This window comes from Geodermatophilus poikilotrophus, from assembly GCF_900111455.1.
Classification (GTDB): Bacteria; Actinomycetota; Actinomycetes; order Mycobacteriales; family Geodermatophilaceae; genus Geodermatophilus; species Geodermatophilus poikilotrophus.
On the sequence record NZ_FOIE01000008.1, the window covers coordinates 79,901 to 95,917 of the forward strand.

Annotated in this window: 13 protein-coding genes; 2 read left to right on the forward strand and 11 right to left on the reverse strand. The window is 75.1% G+C overall.

Annotated features, from left to right (window positions below; genetic code table 11):
- The first annotated feature begins 64 nt into the window (after positions 1-64).
- Positions 65-1,498, forward strand: coding sequence for a hypothetical protein (locus BMW27_RS17890; protein ID WP_091446517.1), 1,434 nt, complete (start codon positions 65-67; stop codon positions 1,496-1,498).
- A 180-nt stretch (positions 1,499-1,678) separates the two neighbouring features.
- On the opposite strand, the gene BMW27_RS17895 is transcribed toward BMW27_RS17890, so the two are convergent.
- The 10 genes from BMW27_RS17895 to BMW27_RS17940 all read right to left on the reverse strand — a co-directional run bounded on the left by BMW27_RS17895 (position 1,679) and on the right by BMW27_RS17940 (position 13,491).
- Positions 1,679-3,181, reverse strand: a complete 1,503-nt coding sequence (locus BMW27_RS17895; RefSeq protein WP_091446520.1) for a DEAD/DEAH box helicase — start codon at positions 3,179-3,181, stop codon at positions 1,679-1,681.
- A 232-nt stretch (positions 3,182-3,413) separates the two neighbouring features.
- Positions 3,414-4,490: an adenosine deaminase gene (locus BMW27_RS17900; RefSeq protein WP_091446522.1), complete on the reverse strand. Its 1,077-nt coding sequence runs from the start codon at positions 4,488-4,490 to the stop codon at positions 3,414-3,416.
- A gap of 44 nt (positions 4,491-4,534) precedes the next feature.
- The gene (locus tag BMW27_RS17905; RefSeq protein ID WP_091446524.1) at positions 4,535-5,353 is read right to left on the reverse strand and encodes an ABC transporter permease; all 819 of its coding nucleotides are present in this window, start codon (positions 5,351-5,353) and stop codon (positions 4,535-4,537) included.
- Complete coding sequence (locus BMW27_RS17910; protein WP_245743692.1) at positions 5,350-6,324, reverse strand: ABC transporter ATP-binding protein; 975 nt, start codon at positions 6,322-6,324, stop codon at positions 5,350-5,352. The genes BMW27_RS17905 and BMW27_RS17910 overlap by 4 nt, the downstream gene beginning before the upstream one ends.
- A 120-nt stretch (positions 6,325-6,444) precedes the next feature.
- Complete coding sequence (locus BMW27_RS17915) at positions 6,445-7,722, reverse strand: thymidine phosphorylase (protein ID WP_091446526.1); 1,278 nt, start codon at positions 7,720-7,722, stop codon at positions 6,445-6,447.
- The gene (locus tag BMW27_RS17920; protein WP_091446528.1) at positions 7,719-8,123 is read right to left on the reverse strand and encodes a cytidine deaminase; all 405 of its coding nucleotides are present in this window, start codon (positions 8,121-8,123) and stop codon (positions 7,719-7,721) included. The genes BMW27_RS17915 and BMW27_RS17920 overlap by 4 nt, the downstream gene beginning before the upstream one ends.
- Positions 8,123-9,400, reverse strand: a complete 1,278-nt coding sequence (locus tag BMW27_RS17925; RefSeq protein WP_091446530.1) for an ABC transporter permease — start codon at positions 9,398-9,400, stop codon at positions 8,123-8,125. The genes BMW27_RS17920 and BMW27_RS17925 overlap by 1 nt, the downstream gene beginning before the upstream one ends.
- Positions 9,397-10,608: an ABC transporter permease gene (locus BMW27_RS17930; protein ID WP_091446532.1), complete on the reverse strand. Its 1,212-nt coding sequence runs from the start codon at positions 10,606-10,608 to the stop codon at positions 9,397-9,399. Before BMW27_RS17930 ends, BMW27_RS17925 begins: the two co-directional genes overlap by 4 nt.
- Complete coding sequence (locus tag BMW27_RS17935) at positions 10,605-12,176, reverse strand: ABC transporter ATP-binding protein (RefSeq protein WP_091446534.1); 1,572 nt, start codon at positions 12,174-12,176, stop codon at positions 10,605-10,607. Before BMW27_RS17935 ends, BMW27_RS17930 begins: the two co-directional genes overlap by 4 nt.
- Before the next feature lie 235 nt (positions 12,177-12,411).
- Entirely contained in the window at positions 12,412-13,491 is a 1,080-nt protein-coding gene (locus tag BMW27_RS17940) for a BMP family lipoprotein (protein WP_245743693.1), read from the reverse strand.
- Positions 13,492-13,735: 244 nt separating this feature from the next.
- Between BMW27_RS17940 and BMW27_RS17945 the strand changes: the two genes are divergently transcribed.
- The gene (locus BMW27_RS17945) at positions 13,736-15,052 is read left to right on the forward strand and encodes a D-alanyl-D-alanine carboxypeptidase family protein (RefSeq protein WP_245743694.1); all 1,317 of its coding nucleotides are present in this window, start codon (positions 13,736-13,738) and stop codon (positions 15,050-15,052) included.
- On the opposite strand, the gene BMW27_RS17950 is transcribed toward BMW27_RS17945, so the two are convergent.
- Positions 14,934-15,965, reverse strand: coding sequence for a YihY/virulence factor BrkB family protein (locus BMW27_RS17950; RefSeq protein ID WP_091446537.1), 1,032 nt, complete (start codon positions 15,963-15,965; stop codon positions 14,934-14,936). The genes BMW27_RS17945 and BMW27_RS17950 overlap by 119 nt on opposite strands.
- Positions 15,966-16,017 lie beyond the last annotated feature (52 nt).

A 16,017-nucleotide genomic window follows, 5' to 3' on the forward strand; every position in this document is an offset into this window, starting at 1 on the left:
GAGGCTCGCCGCGAGCTCGCGAGCGGTGGGGAGGACGGGGTCCGTCATCGGGCAGGATGGGCGCGTGGCCCGGCCCAGCATCGTCCCCATCGCCCTCACCGTCGACGACCGCACGGGCTTCACCCTGTGGGCCCCGCCGTGGGAGGAGGACGGCGAGGAGTGGCAGGCGTTCCTCGGCACGTCCGAGGGCGACCGGGCCCGCGTCCACCTCTTCCCGACGCCCGCGGCGCTGGCCGCCTTCTGCCGCACCCGCACCGACCACGACCTCGCCGACCACCCGGTCTGGCCGGTCGTGGTCGGGCTGGGTGCGGCCGACCTGACGCCTGACGACGACCACCGCTACGACCTCGACGGCGTCTACGACACAGCTGCCGAGAACCCCGACCGGTGGGCCGTCGAGGAGCTGGCCGCGACCATCGACATCGTCACCCGGCTGGCCGAGTGCCTCGACACGGGCGACGACGAGGACGACGACGAGCTGACCGACCCCGACGACGACCCCGACGTCGACGACGACATCGAGCTGGAGCGCCGGTCGGGTGGGGACGTGACCCGCGGCGGGGAGTTCGGCGCGCTCGCCGAGCTGGTCTCCCGGCCGGAGGTCGGGTCGCTCGGGCTCGGCGTCGAGGCCTTCCTCGGCCGCTCCGGCGAGGACGCCTGGGTGGGTGTCGGCGGAGCCCTCGACGACCTGTGGGAGGACGTCCTCGAGGAGCTGGGCGCGCACCTGGACTGGACCGGCGGAGGCACGGTCACCATCGAGGACTACCCCTCGGCGGCCGAGGACGACGACGAGGACGACGAGTTCGAGGACGACGACGACGCCGAGGACGCCGCCCCCGCGACGCGCCCGGCCGGCGGATCGACCGCGGCCTCGGCGGCAGCGGCCGGCGTCAGCACCATCGCCCGTCCCGGCCGGATCGCCGCCCCGCCGGCAGAGGTCGCCGAGGCCGCCCGGTTCTGGGAGGCCGTCGGCATCCTGCCGGTGGAGGTGGTCGTGCCGGAGGGCTCCGGCGTCACGCTGCGCTGCTACGTCGACGACCGGGCCCGCTTCCTCGGCCGGGACGGCGAGGTGTTCCTGTTCGCCTCCCCCGCCGACCTCACCCGCTTCTGCCGCGGGGACGAGACCCACGACCTCACCGAGATCGCCTCCTGGCCGGAGGTCGCCGACACCGACACCCGGCCGCTGCCGGCCGACCAGGACCGCTACGACCTCACCGAGCTCACCGAGGTGCTCGCCGAGGTCGCCGGCGGCGCGGCCGGGCTGGTCGACCACCGCGTCCTCGCCCAGCAGGTCGAGGGCGTCCGCGACGTCGCCGAGTACGCCGGGCTCACCCGCGTCGACGAGCTGCTGCGCCCGGACGCCCCGCTCGGCCAGGCGGTGGCGCGCGGCGAGCGGCAGCCCGACGCCCCGCTGCGGGCCGAGGACGCCGCGGTGCTGCGCCCGGACTGGGACGAGGTCGTCACCGAGGTCAGCCGGGCGCTGGTCTTCCGCGACTGACGGAGGGCTCCCGCTCGCCGACCGCCCGCAGGCCCGCGGCGGGGCCCCGAGGGAGGCCGCCGTCCTCCGGTCACCCCACCCCTGGGTCGGTGGGATCGCAGGGGGCACGTCACACGCACCACGAACGGCAGCGGCCGGCCCCGGGGATCCGGGACCGGCCGCTGCTCCGTGGATCGGTGCTCAGTCGGCGGCGGGCCGCCGGCCCTGACCGCGGTACGAGCTGGGACGACGCTCGCCGTAGGGGCGGTCGCCGTTCCCGCGGGAACGCTCGCCGTACGGCCGCTCACCGAACGCCGGACGGTCGCCGTCCCGGCGCGGCCGCTCCCCGTGGGGACGGCGCGGCCGGTCACCGTCGCGGCGCGGGCGCTCGCCGTCCCGGCGGGGACGCCGGCCGCCCGGGCCGCCGGAGGGACGCCGGGACTCGCGCACCGGGCGCTCCACCGGCTCGACGTGCACGCCGCTGGCGACGAGCTCGGCGATCGGGGCGTCGCCCGGACGGACCCGGGAGACCACGGGCTCCACCTTGGCCTGGCGGAACCGGCGCTTGGCCTGGCCCACCTGGTCGGGCAGCAGCAGCGAGACCACGACACCGCCGGCGCCGGCGCGGGCGGTGCGGCCCGAGCGGTGCAGGTAGGTCTTGTGGTCCGCCGGCGGGTCGTAGTGCAGCACCAGCGAGACGTCGTCGACGTGGATGCCGCGGGCGGCGACGTCGGTGGCGACCAGCACCGGGCTGCGGGCGTCGGTGAACTCCTCCAACGCCCGGCGGCGGGCACCCTGCGGCAGTCCGCCGTGGATGGCCTCGGCCTTGATGCCCGCGGCCTGCAGGTTGCCGGCGAGCCGGTCGGCGCCGAGCTGGGTGCGCACGAAGATGAGCGTGCGGCCCGGCCGGGCGGCCAGCTGCTCGGTCACCGGCACCTTGTCGCGGAAGGCGAGGCTGTAGGCCAGGTGCTCGGCCGGCGGGGCGTCGTCCCCGGCGCGCTTGACCTCGTGCCGGGCCGGGTCCTTGAGGTAGCGGCGCACCAGCGTGTCCACCTCGCCGTCCAGCGTGGCCGAGAACAGCAGCCGCTGGGCGTCGGGGCGGGTCTGGTCGAGCAGCTCCTGCACGACCGGCAGGAAGCCGAGGTCGGACATGAAGTCGGCCTCGTCGATGACGGTCACGGAGACCTCGTCGAGGGTGACCTCGCCCTGGCCGATGAGGTCCTGCAGCCGGCCGGGGGTGGCGATGACGGCGTCCACGCCGCGGCGCAGCTGCTGGATCTGCCGGTACATCGAGGCACCGCCGTAGACGGTGGTCAGCTGGACGCCGATGGACTGCCCCAGCGGCGACAGGTTGTCGAACACCTGCTGGGCCAGCTCGCGCGTCGGCACGAGGACCAGCGCGCGCGGAGCACGCGGGCCCCGCCGGGCGGTCTCGCCCAGGCGGGCGAGCAGCGGCAGGCCGAAAGCCAGCGTCTTGCCCGAGCCGGTGGCGGCCTTGCCCAGCACGTCGCGCCCGGCGAGGGCGTCGGGCAGGGCGGAGGCCTGGATGGCGAAGGGGTGCCGGATGTCGCGCCGCTCGAGCGCGGTCACCAGCTGCTGGGGCAGGCCCAGCTGGGCGAAGGTCGGGCCGCTCGGCTCGGCGGGGACCTCGACCTCGGTGATCTCAGGGGTGGTCTGGACGTCGACAGTGTCGAACGTGGTCATGCGGGTGTGGGACTCCGATGCTTCTCGGCGCGCGTCCCGTGGTGGTGCGCGGACACCGTCGATCGGCGTCCTCACTGGCGATCACGACGTCAGGAGACGCTGCGGATCTGCACGGATGCGCTTCTGCCCGGACGGACCGTCCGGAGAGGATGACCGGCGACTGCCGGTACACCTACCGTAGCAGCGCAGGTCGAGCCGGGATTCCCGCGATCGGGGGTGGCCCCCGCCACGCTCAGCCGCGCAGCGCCGCGTACCCCGGGCGGACGACGTCGGCCAGCAGCCGGGCCCGCTCCTCGTCGGTCAGGAAGGCGGCGGCCACCGCCCGCTCGGTCACCGTCCGGACGTCGTCCCAGCCCCAGCCGAACGCGCCGGCCACGTCGGTGAGCTCGCTGGTGACCGAGACGCCGCTCATCAGCCGGTTGTCGGTGTTGACGGTGACCGCGAAGCCCAGCCGGTGCAGCCGGTCGACCGGGTGCCCGGCCAGCGACGGGTAGGCGCCGGTCTGCACGTTGGACGACGGCGCGACCTCCAGCGGCACCCGCGCGTCGAGGACCCGCTGCGCCACCGGCCCGAGGGTGCCGTCCTCGGCGACCTCGTCGGCGATGCGCACGCCGTGGCCGAGCCGCTCGGCGCGGGCGCCGTCGAGTGCTGCGACGATGCTGTCGACGCCGGCCGCCTCGCCGGCGTGCACGGTGCGGTGCGCGCCGGCACGGTCCAGCAGCGCGATGGCCGACGGGTGCCGGTCGGGCGGGAAGCCGATCTCCGGGCCGGCCAGGTCGAAGCCGACCACCCCGGCGTCGCGGTGGCGGACCACCAGGCCGGCGACCTCGTCCCAGCGGTCGTTCTGCCGCATGGCGCACAGCAGCGTGCCGACGGTGATCGGCGTGCCCTGGGCCGCGGCCTCGGCGCCGCCCTTCGCGAAGCCGTCGAGGATCGCCTCGACGGCCTCCTCGATCGGCGTGCCCCCCTCGGTGAGCAGCTCGGGCGCCATGCGGACCTCGGCGTACACGACGCCGTCGGCGGCCAGGTCGAGGGCGCACTCGCGGGCCACCCGGCTGACCGCCTCGGGTCGTTGCATCACCGCGACGGTGTGCGCGAAGGTCTCCAGGTAGCGCACCAGCGAGCCGGAGTCGGCGGCCTGCCGGAACCAGCGGCCCAGCTCCTCGGCGTCGTCCGCCGGGAGGTCCCGGTAGCCGGCCTCTTCGGCGAGCTCGAGCACCGTCTGCGGCCGCAGCCCGCCGTCCAGGTGGTCGTGCAGCAGCACCTTCGGCGCGCGGCGGATCGAGTCGGCGTTCAGCGGTGCGGGCACCTCCCCATTCTCGTCAGCGGCGCGCGCCGGCTTGAGCCGGGGACTCAGCCCTCGCGGTCCTGCCAGCGGAAGGTCACCGCGCAGAGCACGAGCCCGGCGACGCACCAGAGGCCCAGCACCAGCGCCACGGTGCCGAGCTCCCACGACCCGGCCGGCTCGCGGGCGGCCAGCGCGTCGGGGAGGAACACCGAGCGCAGCCCCTGGGCCAGCCACTTCACCGGGAAGACGGCGGCCACGTCCTGCAGCCAGCCGGGCACCTGGTCGAAGGGCATGAAGACGCCGGAGACGAACTCGATCACCAGCGCGATGGGGGTGACCGTCGCCGACGCCGACCGGCCGTTGCGGGCCAGCGTCGACACCACGATGCCCAGCAGGGTGCACGCGGCGGCGCCGAGCACCGACACCCAGGCGAAGGTCAGCCAGTCGGTGCCCGAGGGCAGGTCGATGCCGTAGACGAGGACGCCGACCAGCACCAGCAGCGCGATGGTCGCGACCGCCACCGCGAGCACCTGCACGACCTTGCCGGCGAAGTAGGCGCTGGCCGGCATCGGCGTCCCGCGGAGGCTCTTCAGCGTGCCGTCGGAGCGCTCGCCGGCGATGTGGATCGCCATGTTCTGCAGACTGGCCCCGACGATGCCCGCGGTGATCACCCCGGCCATGAAGTACTGCGGGAAGTCGACCCCGGCGCCGAGGTCGTAGTCGAGCACCGCGCCCAGGCCCAGCAGCAGGATCACCGGGAAGACGAGGGTGAAGACCACCGACTCCCGCTGCCGGAAGAACTCCTTGAGCTCGACGCCGGCGCGGGTCAGGCAGACCCGGCCGAGCGGGGGCAGCGCAGCGCGCTCCGGGGCGGTGGTGGTCACGACGACACCCCCTGGCTCCGCTCGGCTCCTCGCCGACCGACGGCCGCTGCGGTGCCCCCTCCCTCGGGGACCTGTCCGATCATCTTCAGGTAGACGTCCTCGAGCGTGGGCCGGGCGACGGTCAGGTCGGGCACCTCGCCGGGGAAGCGGGCGGCGAGCTCCCGCACGAACGCGGTCGGCGTCGCGGTCTCGGCGGAGCGCCGGACGCCGTCCTCGGTCCAGCTGACGACGGCGGGTGCGGTGCCCCGCCCACCCAGTGCGGCGGGGACGGCCACCTCGGCGAGCTGGCCGCGCGCGAGGACGCCGACCCGGTCGGCCAGCGCCTCGGCCTCGTCGAGGTAGTGCGTGGTGAGCAGCATCGTGGTGCCCAGGTCGCGCAGCGAGCGGATCAGCGCCCAGAACTGCCGCCGCGCCTCGGGGTCGAAGCCGGTGGTCGGCTCGTCGAGGAAGAGCAGCCGCGGCCGGCCGACGATGCCCAGCGCCACGTCCAGCCGCCGGCGCTGACCCCCGGACAGGGTGCGGCCGCGCGCCCCCGCCTCGGCGGTGAGCCCGACCAGCTCCATCACCTCGTCGGGGTCGCGCGGCTCGGCGTAGTAGGACGCCCGCGCCTTCAGCAGCTCGCGGACCGACAGCTGGCTGTCCCCCGCGCCGGACTGCAGCACGATGCCCAGCTGCGCCCTCCAGCGCCGTCCGCCCCGGGCCGGGTCCACGCCGAGGACGCGCACGTCGCCGCCGTCCCGCTTCCGGTAGCCCTCCAGCACCTCGACGGTGGTGGTCTTGCCGGCGCCGTTGGGGCCCAGCAGCGCGAAGATCTCGCCGCGCCGGATGTCGAGGTCCAGGCCGTCGACGGCGGCGCGGTCGCCGTAGCGCTTCACCAGGCCGCGGACGGAGATGGCGGCGTCCGGGTCAGGCTCGCTCCCGGGTCCCGCCGCGAGCGTGCGGGTGGTGGGGAGGAGGGAGTCCTTCTGCACGAGGACACAGTGTCCCCGGCCGGTCGGGAGGAGCGCGTCCACCCCTCCCCCGGCTGCGACGGACGGGATGCCCCACCTGCCGACGACCACGGCCAGGACGGGCGGGCCGCCGGGCCGGGCTCAGGCCGTGATGCGGTCCAGCAGCAGCGGCAGGGGCTGCTCACCGGTGTCGACGCCCACCGCGCCCTCCAGCGCCTCGAGCGCCCGCGGGATGCGGTCCGGGTCGTCGGTGTGCAGCTCCAGCAGCGGCTGTCCGGTCACCACCTGCTCCCCCACCCCGGCAGCCCAGATGACGCCGGCCGCCGCGGACACCGGGTCCTCCTTGCGCGCCCGCCCCGCGCCCAGCCGCCAGGCGGCCACGCCGAGCGCGTAGGCGTCCAGCCGGGTCAGCGTGCCGGTGGCCGGGGCGGTCACCACGTGCTTCTCGGCCGGCTGCGGCAACGGCGCGTCGGGGTCGCCGCCCTGCGCGGTCACCATCCGCCGCCAGACGTCCATGGCCCGTCCGTTGCGGAGGACCTCGGCCGGGTCGACGTCGCCCCGCCCGACGCCGGCCAGCATCTCGCGGGCCAGCGCCAGGGTCAGCTCGACGACGTCGGCCGGGCCACCGCCGGCGAGCACCTCCACCGACTCGGCCACCTCGACGGCGTTGCCGGCGGCGCGACCCAGCGGCCGGTCCATCGCGGTCACCAGCGCGACCGTGTGCACGCCGGCCGCCTCACCCAGGCCGACCATGGTGCGGGCCAGCTCCCGGGAGGCGTCGGGGGCCTTCATGAACGCGCCCGAGCCGGTCTTCACGTCGAGCACCAGGGCGTCGGCACCCTCGGCGATCTTCTTGCTCATGATCGAGCTGGCGATCAGCGGGATCGACTCCACCGTGCCGGTGACGTCGCGCAGCGCGTACAGCTTCTTGTCCGCCGGGGCCAGGTCGTTGCCGGCCGCGCAGATGACCGCGCCCACCTCGCGCAGCTGCGCCAGGTAGGCCTCATCGTGGACGTCGGCCCGCCAGCCGGGGATCGACTCGAGCTTGTCCAGCGTGCCGCCGGTGTGGCCCAGGCCCCGCCCGGACAGCTGCGGCACCGCCACCCCGCAGGCGGCGACCAGGGGCGCCAACGGCAGCGTGGTCTTGTCGCCGACGCCGCCGGTCGAGTGCTTGTCGGCGGTCGGCCGGCCGAGCGAGGAGAGGTCCTTGCGCTCGCCGGAGTCGATCATCGCCTGCGTCCAGACGGCGAGCTCCTCGGGCGCCATGCCGCGGAAGAACACCGCCATGAGCAGGGCGCTGACCTGCTCGTCGGGCACGACGCCGCGGGTGTAGGCGTCGATCACCCAGCGGATCTGCTCGGCGCTCAGCCGGCCGCCGTCCCGCTTGGTGCGGATGACGTCGATCGCGTCGAAGCTCACCGAGCCGCCTTCTCCAGGTCGTCGGGCCCGAAGGCGTCGGGCAGCACCTCGCGCATCGGCACGATCCCCAGCGACACCGTCTCGATGAGCATCTCCGGGCCGCCGTGCTCCCACAGCAGCTGCCGGCACCGCCCGCAGGGCATGAGCGGCTGCCCGTCGCCGCCGACGCAGGCCACCGCCACCAGCCGGCCGCCGCCGGTGCGGGCGAGGTCGCTGACCATCCCGCACTCGGCGCACAGGCCCAGCCCGTAGCTGGCGTTCTCCACGTTGCAGCCGGTCACCACGCGGCCGTCGTCCACCAGCCCGGCGACGCCCACCGGGAACCGGGAGTACGGCGCGTAGGCGTGCGTCATGGCCTCCCGAGCGGCCGCGCGCAGCGCCTCCCAGTCAGGGTCACCCACTAGTGCTCTCCTCGTCGGTAGACCAACCCGTCGGCCTTGGGCATGCGCAGGCGTTGGGAGGCCAGCGAGAGCACCAGCAGCGTCGTCAGGTGCGGGGTGAAGAAGACGATGCCCTCGGGCAGCCGGTCGATGGTCAGGAAGCCGACCAGCGCGGCGGCGGCGAAGACACCGGCCAGCACCGCCTGCACCGGCTTGCGGCGCACCGCCTGGTGGACCGCGACCCCGGCCAGCAGGACGGCGATGAGCAGCAGCAGGGCCACCACCGCGGTCTGGCTGCGCAGCTGCAGGGCGTCGGCGAAGCCGAACAGGCCCGCGCCGGCCGCCAGGCCGCCGGGGCGCCAGTTGCCGAAGATCAGCGCGGCCAGGCCGATGAAGCCGCGGCCGCCGGTCTGCCCCTCGCGGTAGATGCCGGCGACGAACACCAGGAACACGCCGCCGAGGCCGGCCAGCGCGCCGGAGGTGATGACCGCGAGGTACTTCAGCCGGTAGACGGGCACCCCGAGGGAGTCCGCCGCGGCCGGGTTCTCACCGCACGAGCGCAGCCGCAGGCCGAACGCGGTGTGCCACAGCAGCAGGTAGGACAGCGGGACCAGCAGGACGGCGAACAGGGTCAGCAGGCCGACGCCGCTGGTCAGCCCGCGCAGCAGGCCGGCCAGGTCGCTCAGCAGGAACCAGCCCCGGCGCTCGAGGTCGCCGAGCAGGTCCGGCCCGGAGGACAGCAGCGGCAACGACAACGACGGCGGGTCGCTGGCCAGGGCCGGCGACTGCGTCGGGCCGCCCCCGGTGTCCTCGGTGAACAGCAGCTCGGAGAGGAAGCGGACGACGCCCGCGGCGAGGATGTTGATCGCCACGCCGGAGACGACGTGGTCGACGCCGAAGGTGACCGTGGCGATGGCGTGCAGCAGGCCGCCGGCCGCGCCGAAGACGACCCCGCCGACGACCGCGCCGACCCAGCCCCACTGGTAGCCGGCCCACCCGGCGCCCCAGGTGCCGAGGACCATCATCCCCTCGAGGCCGATGTTGACCACGCCCGCGCGCTCGGACCAGAGCCCGCCGAGGGCGGCCAGGCCGATGGGGACGGCGAGCAGCAGCGCCGCCGCGAGGGTCGACGAGGAGGTGAGCTCCTGCTCCCCCGAGACGACCCGGACCAGCGAGAACAGCAGCCACAGGCCGGCGAGCAGCCAGAGCACCCGCCGGGCCCGGCCGCCGCCGGTGAGCAGATCGGTCAGGGGGCCCCGGCTGGGCCGGCCGGTGCGGGTCGTTGCCGTGGTGCTCATGCCTGCACGTCCTCAGGGGTGCCGGGGGCGCCGGTGCGGACCCGCTGCCCGCCGTCCGGGCCGGGAGGCGGTGGCGCGCCGTCGTCCCCGCCGGCGTCCCGGCCGGGACCGGCGGAGGCACCGGCCCGCTCGGCCGAGCGCAGGGCCAGGCGGCGGGCGATCTCGTTGGCGATGACGACGGCGAGCACGATCGTGCCCTGGATGATCGTCACGACCGAGGACGGGATGTCGGCGAACTGCAGCGGCAGCGCGGCCCGGTCGAGGAAGGCGAACAGCAGCGCGGCCAGCGCGATGCCGACCGGGGTGCTGCGCCCCAGCAGCGCGACGGCGATGCCGAGGAAGCCCAGCCCGGCGGTGAACTCGGTGCCGTAGTCGTACTGCGAGCCGAGCAGGTCGGGCAGGCCGATCAGCCCCGCGATGCCGCCGGAGATCAGCATGGTCTTGACCACCATGCCGCGGGCGTCGACGCCGCTGGCGGTGGCCGCCGAGGGCGACAGGCCGGTGGCGCGCAGGTCGAACCCGAAGCGGGTGCGCTGGAGCAGCACGGCGACGACGACGCCGACCACGACCGCCACCACCAGGAAGCCGTAGAGGCCGCTGCGCGGGGCGGCCAGGCCCAGCGCGGTGAGCAGCCCGTTGAGGCTCGGCACCCGGCCGGACTCGGGGATCTCGCTGGTCGTGACGATCGAGGCACCCGGCGGGCTGCCGCGCAGCGGGCCGGTGAGCAGGAACGACGCCAGGCCCAGGGCGATGAAGTTGAGCATGATCGAGCTGATGACCTCGCTCACGCCGCGGGTCACCTTGAGCACGCCGACGATGCCGGCCCACACGGCGCCGACCACCATCGCGACGACCACGACCAGCAGCACGTGCAGCGGGCCGGGCAGCGCCACGGCCGCCCCAGCCGCGGCGGCCAGGATGGTGGCCATCCGGTACTGGCCCTCCACGCCGATGTTGAACAGCCCCATCCGGAAGGCGACGGCCACGGCCAGTCCGGCGAGGAACAGCGGCACCGCCCGGTTGAGGACCACGACGATCGACTGCACCTGCTGCGAGGGGCTGTCGCCGAGGTCGACCATCACCCGGAACGCCTCGATCGGGTCCTCCCCGATGAGCGCGATGACGACCGCGGAGATCACCAGCGCGACGAGGACGGCGAGCACCGGGCCGAGCAGCGAGAGCCCCAGCCGGCGGGCGAGGCCGCTCATGCCGCACCCGCCGTCGTCCGTGCGCCGGTCATGTGCCCGCCGAGCTCCTCGGGGGTCACCCGCCGCGGGTCCAGCGAGGCGACCAGCCGGCCGCGCAGCATGACGTGCAGGGTGTCCGACAGGCCGATCAGCTCGTCGAGGTCGGCCGAGATGAGCACGATCCCCAGCCCCTCGGCGCGGGCGTCCTTGAGCAGCTCCCAGATGACCGCCTGGGCGCCGACGTCGACGCCGCGGGTCGGGTGGGCGGCGACGAGCAGCCGCGGCTTCGCGCTCATCTCCCGCCCGACGATCAGCTTCTGCTGGTTGCCGCCGGAGAGGGCGACGGCGAGGGTGTCCGGCCCCGGGGCGCGGACGTCGTACTCGCGCATGATGCGGGCGGTGTCGGCCCGGGCGCCGCGGCGGTCGATGAAGGTCCCCCGCACCGCCGGCGGGCGGGTCTGGTGGCCGAGGATGCGGTTCTCCCACAGCGGCGCGTCCAGGAGCATGCCCTGGCGGTGCCGGTCCTCGGGGATGAAGCCGACGCCGCCCTCGCGGCGGACCCGGGTGCTCCAGCCGGTGACGTCCTCCCCGCCGAGGAGCACCGACCCCGCGGTCAGCGGGCGCAGCCCCATGATTGCGTCGACGAGCTCGGCCTGGCCGTTGCCCTCGACGCCGGCGATGCCGACGACCTCGCCCTCCCGCACGGTGAGCGTGACGTCGTCCACCACGGGGCGCCGGCCGGCGTCGGTGACCGTGACGCCGACCATCTGCAGCACCGGGACCTCGCGCACGGTCGACGTGCGGACCTCCGGGGAGGGCAGCTCGGCGCCGACCATCAGCTCGGCCAGCTGCCTGGCCGTCGTCGTCCTCGGGTCGGCCGTGCCCACCGTGGTGCCGCGCCGGATGACGGTGATCGAGTCGGCGACGCGGCGCACCTCGTCGAGCTTGTGCGAGATGAAGATGACCGTCAGGCCCTCGCGCTTGAGCTCGGCGAGGTTGGCGAACAGCTCGTCGACCTCCTGGGGGACCAGCACGGCGGTCGGCTCGTCGAGGATCAGCGTGCGGGCGTCGCGGTAGAGCACCTTCGCGATCTCCACCCGCTGCCGGTCGCCGACACCGAGGTCCTCCACGAGGGCGTCGGGCCGCAGCCCGAGGGAGTAGCGGTCGGAGATGTCGGTGATCCGGCGGCGCGCCTCGGCGAGGTCCAGCCGGCCGGCCCTCGTGGGCTCGCTGCCGAGGACGATGTTCTCCAGGACGGTGAAGTTGTCGGCCAGCATGAAGTGCTGGTGGACCATGCCGATGCCGGCCGCGATGGCGTCGGCCGGGCTGCGGAAGGCCACCTCGCGGCCGTCGACGAGGATCTGGCCCTCGTCGGGACGGTGCTCGCCGTAGAGGGTCTTCATGAGCGTCGACTTGCCGGCGCCGTTCTCGCCCACGACGGCGTGCACCTCGCCGCGGCGTACCCGCAGCTCGATGTCCCTGTTCGCCACCACGCCCGGGAAGCGCTTGGTGATCCCCCGCAGCTCGACGGCGAGGGGGACGTCGTCCGCGCTTCCGTGCCCGTCGGCGGGCGAGTCTGCTGAGGCCATGCCGGCATCTCCTCGCTGTGGACCCGCCGGTGGGCGGGGAGTCACTACGGATGGCACCGGCGCGCGGGATCAGCCGCTCCGCCGGGACCTGGGGCCCAGGGGCCGTGGGTATGGTGCCCCACCTGCCGGGCTCCGTCCGAGCCCGGGGCGACCCCGGAACACCGCGGGCCCGGGCGATTCCCGCCCGGGCCCGCGTCGCAGGGTGGTCAGCCGTGCGGGAACACCCGCTCGGGTGTCACTCGACCGTCGTCGGGACCGTGATGGTGCCGTCGGTGATCTGCTGCGAGTACTGCTGGACGTCGTCCTGGATGTCGTCGATGAAGCCGCCCGACGTGGCCAGGCCGATGCCCTCGGTGGACAGGTCGCTCAGCACGTCCTGGGCGCCCTGGACGTTGCCCTCGGCGTAGTCGTTGATGAACTGCTCCACCGCGTTGTCGACCCGCTTGAGCATCGAGGTCATGACCACCGGCTGCAGCTCCGGCTCGACGGTCAGGTACTGGTCGGAGTCGACGCCGATCGCCCGGTTGCCGGAAGCGAGGGCGGCCTGGAAGACGCCGGTGCCCGAGCCGCCCGCGGCGTGGAAGATGATGTCCGCGCCGGCGTCGTACATGCCCTGCGCCACGATCTGGCCGCGGGCGGGGTCGCTGAACCCGGAGAAGTCACCGGCCGGCGAGATGTACTGCCGGTCGATGCGGATCTGCGGGTTGACCGCCTGCGCGCCGGCGACGTAGCCGGCCTCGAACTTCTCGATCAGCGGGCTCTCCACGCCACCGACGAAGCCGATGTGGCCGCTCTCGCTCTTCAGCGCGGCCGCGACGCCGGCCAGGAAGGAACCCTCCTCCTCGGCGAAGACCAGGCCGGTGACGTTGTCGCCCTTGGCGCCGTCGGCGTTCGAGCCGTCGACCTGGGCGAACGTGGTGTCCGGGAACTGCGGGGCGACCTCGGCGATGACGTCGTCGTAGGCGAAGCCGACCGCGATGACCGGGTTGAAGCCCTGCTCGGCCAGCTGGGTGAGCAGCTCGGCGCGGTTGGAGGCGTCCTCGTTCGGGCTGAGCTCCTGCAGATCGGCGCCGAGGGCGTCGGCGGCCGCCGAGGCGCCGGCGTAGGCCGAGTCGTTGAACGACTGGTCCCCGCGACCGCCCTCGTCGTAGGCCAGGCCGATCCGGAGGTCCTCGGTGGCGGCGCCGCCGCCCCCGCCGCTGCCGGTGCCGGTGCCGGTGGGCTCGTCGCTGGCACAGGCCGCCAGGGCCATGCTGCCGGCCAGCAGCAGGGCCATGGCCTGGGCGCTGGCCTTCATCCTCCGCGCTCGGCGCAAGACGATCTCCTCTCTGGGGGGACGGGCCGCACGGACGAGGCGGTCCGCCCCGGTGGCTCGGGGTCGTGCGTGGCTGCCGGCGGACGCCGGTCCCTCCAGCACGCGACGAGCGCACGCTAGCTCCGCCCGGTGGCTCCGCCGAACCCCGCGTCGGAGACCGAGACGGGATCGTTGCCAACGCCGCGGCCGCAGTGGTCTGCGCCACCCGCGCCGCAGCACCGGGCCGGGGGCTAGCGTGCCCGCCATGCGACGACCGGTGGCACGGCTGGCCGCCGCGGTGCTGGCGACGGGGCTGCTGCTCGGCGGCGCGGGGCCCGCGGTGGCGGAGGACACCCGGCCCACCGCCGATCCGTCCGCGCCCACGCCCACCGCACCCCCGCCCGGCGGACCGCCCCAGGGCAGCGGGCCCGGCGGGGTGACCGTCGGCGGTGCGGAGCTCGACACCCGCGGCACCGTCGTGGTCGACGAGGCTCCCCCGCTGCCCGACGAGGTGGTCGCGCCCGGATGGCTGGTGGCCGACGCGGGGAGCGGGGCGGTGCTGGCCGCCCGCGACCCGCACGGCCGCTACCAGCCCGCCAGCACGCTCAAGGCCCTGACCCTGCTGACCCTCCTGCCGCTGCTGGACCCCGCCGAGGTCGTCGAGGGCACGGTCGAGGACGAGGCGGTGGAGGGCAGCCGGGTCGGCATGGTCGCCGGTGGGCGCTACCCGGTGTCGCTGCTCTACCAGGCGCTGGTGATGCAGTCGGGCAACGACGCGGCCAACGCCCTGGCCCGCGCCGCGGGGGGCACCGACGTCACCGTGCGCGCCATGAACGAGGTGGCCGAGTCGATCGGCGCCTTCGACACCGTGGCCGGGACGCCGTCCGGGCTGGACGTGGCCGGCCAGTCCTCGTCGCCCTACGACCTCGCCCTGGTCTTCCGCCGGCTGGTCGAGGACCCGGACACGGTCGCGCTGCTGCAGACGAGGCTCGCGGAGATGCCCGCGGTCGAGGGCCGCTACCCCGGCTTCCAGATCCACAACCAGAACCCGCTGGCCGGCACACCCGGCAACCTCGGCGGCAAGACCGGCTTCACCGACGCCGCCCGGCACACCTTCGTCACCGCGGCCGAGCGCGACGGCCGGCGGCTGGTGGTCAGCGTGATGGGGACCGAGAACGCGCCACTGCGCGCCGCCGACCAGGCCGCGTTGCTGCTGGACTGGGGCTTCGCCGCCCCGGCCGGGACCGAGGGCGTGGGCCGACTGGTCGACTCCGCCGCCGACGTCTCCCCGCTCCTCCCCACCTCGCTCCCCGGCCCGGCCGAGGTGGCCGCCGCCCCCGCGCCCGAGGCCGCGGACGAGCCATCCGTGCTGGTGCCGGTGTCGCTGGCCGTGACCGCCATCGGCATCGTCGCCGCCACGGTGGTCGGCGTCCGGCGGGCGATCGAGGTGGTCCCCGCGCCGGTCAGCCGGGCGCCGGAGCGGGCCGGCCGTCCACGGCCGGGACCACCGGCTCGCGGCCCTCGGCCACCACGCGCGCGTCCCCCTGCACCTGGGGCAGGGTCGCCGTCCACGCGGCCGTGAAGAAGGCGAACCGGCAGACGACGTTGATCCAGATCAGGATGCCGACCGCGCCGCCGAACGCCGAGGCGGTGACGCTGCCCGAGATCAGCGACAGGTAGAGGCTGCCGATCAGCTTCATCGCCTCGAACCCGGCCGCGCCGAACAGCGCGCCGGGCAGCAGCCGGCGCAGCGGGTACGAGGTGGAGGGCACCACCCGGAGCAGCCAGAGGAAGACGACGACGTCGGTGACGACGGCCAGCCCGAGGCCCAGGGCCGCGGTGAGCAGGAACAGGCCCGGGGCGTCGTCGAGGCCGAGGACCCGCAGCGCCCAGGAGGTGGCCTGGGTGACCCCGCCGGTCAGGCCGAGGCTGAGCAGGCCGGCGAGGCCGAAGGCGGCCAGCGCCAGCAGGTCCTGCAGGTTGTCGCGGAGGAACTCCGGGTCGTCGACGCGGCCCTTCCAGATGCGCTCCATGCCCAGGCGCAGCTTGTCCATCGCGCGCAGCCCGGCGTAGAAGAAGCCGACCAGGCCGATGACCCCGACGACGCGGGCGGAGCCGACCGCGCCGCGCAGCTCCCCGACGATCTCCGCGCCGGTCGGCCCGGGGAAGGTCTCGCGGATGGTGGCGTAGAGCTCCTGCTGCAGCAGCGCGTTGCCGGCGAGCACCAGCCCGATGACCGACGCGACGAGCAGCAGCACCGGGACCAGGCCGAGGAACACGAAGTAGGTGACGCCGGCGGCCATGAGGTCGCCCTGGGTGCGCTGGTAGCGGCCGCCGGCGCGGGCCAGGTGGTCGACCCACGGGAGGCGGCGGCGCAGCTGCGTGACCCGCGCCTGCCAGCGGCCGGGCAGCTGGGTCACCCGCGACCAGCGGCCGCCGGGAGGCTGGTCCTCGGCGGGCGGAGGGGCGGACCGCTCGGTCCGGGTGGCACTCACCCGCCCCAGTCTGCGTGCAGTGCGCACCGGCCGCGTCCCGGCCCCTGGCGAC

Excerpts from the sequence above, each read along its gene's own strand:
- BMW27_RS17930 (WP_091446532.1), bottom strand. The coding sequence starts at position 10,608 with ATGAGCGGCCTCGCCCGCCGGCTGGGGCTCTCGCTGCTCGGCCCGGTG.
- BMW27_RS17945 (WP_245743694.1), top strand. The coding sequence starts at position 13,736 with ATGCGACGACCGGTGGCACGGCTGGCCGCCGCGGTGCTGGCGACGGGG.
- BMW27_RS17895 (WP_091446520.1), bottom strand. The coding sequence starts at position 3,181 with ATGACCACGTTCGACACTGTCGACGTCCAGACCACCCCTGAGATCACC.
- BMW27_RS17935 (WP_091446534.1), bottom strand. The coding sequence starts at position 12,176 with ATGGCCTCAGCAGACTCGCCCGCCGACGGGCACGGAAGCGCGGACGAC.
- BMW27_RS17925 (WP_091446530.1), bottom strand. The coding sequence starts at position 9,400 with ATGAGCACCACGGCAACGACCCGCACCGGCCGGCCCAGCCGGGGCCCC.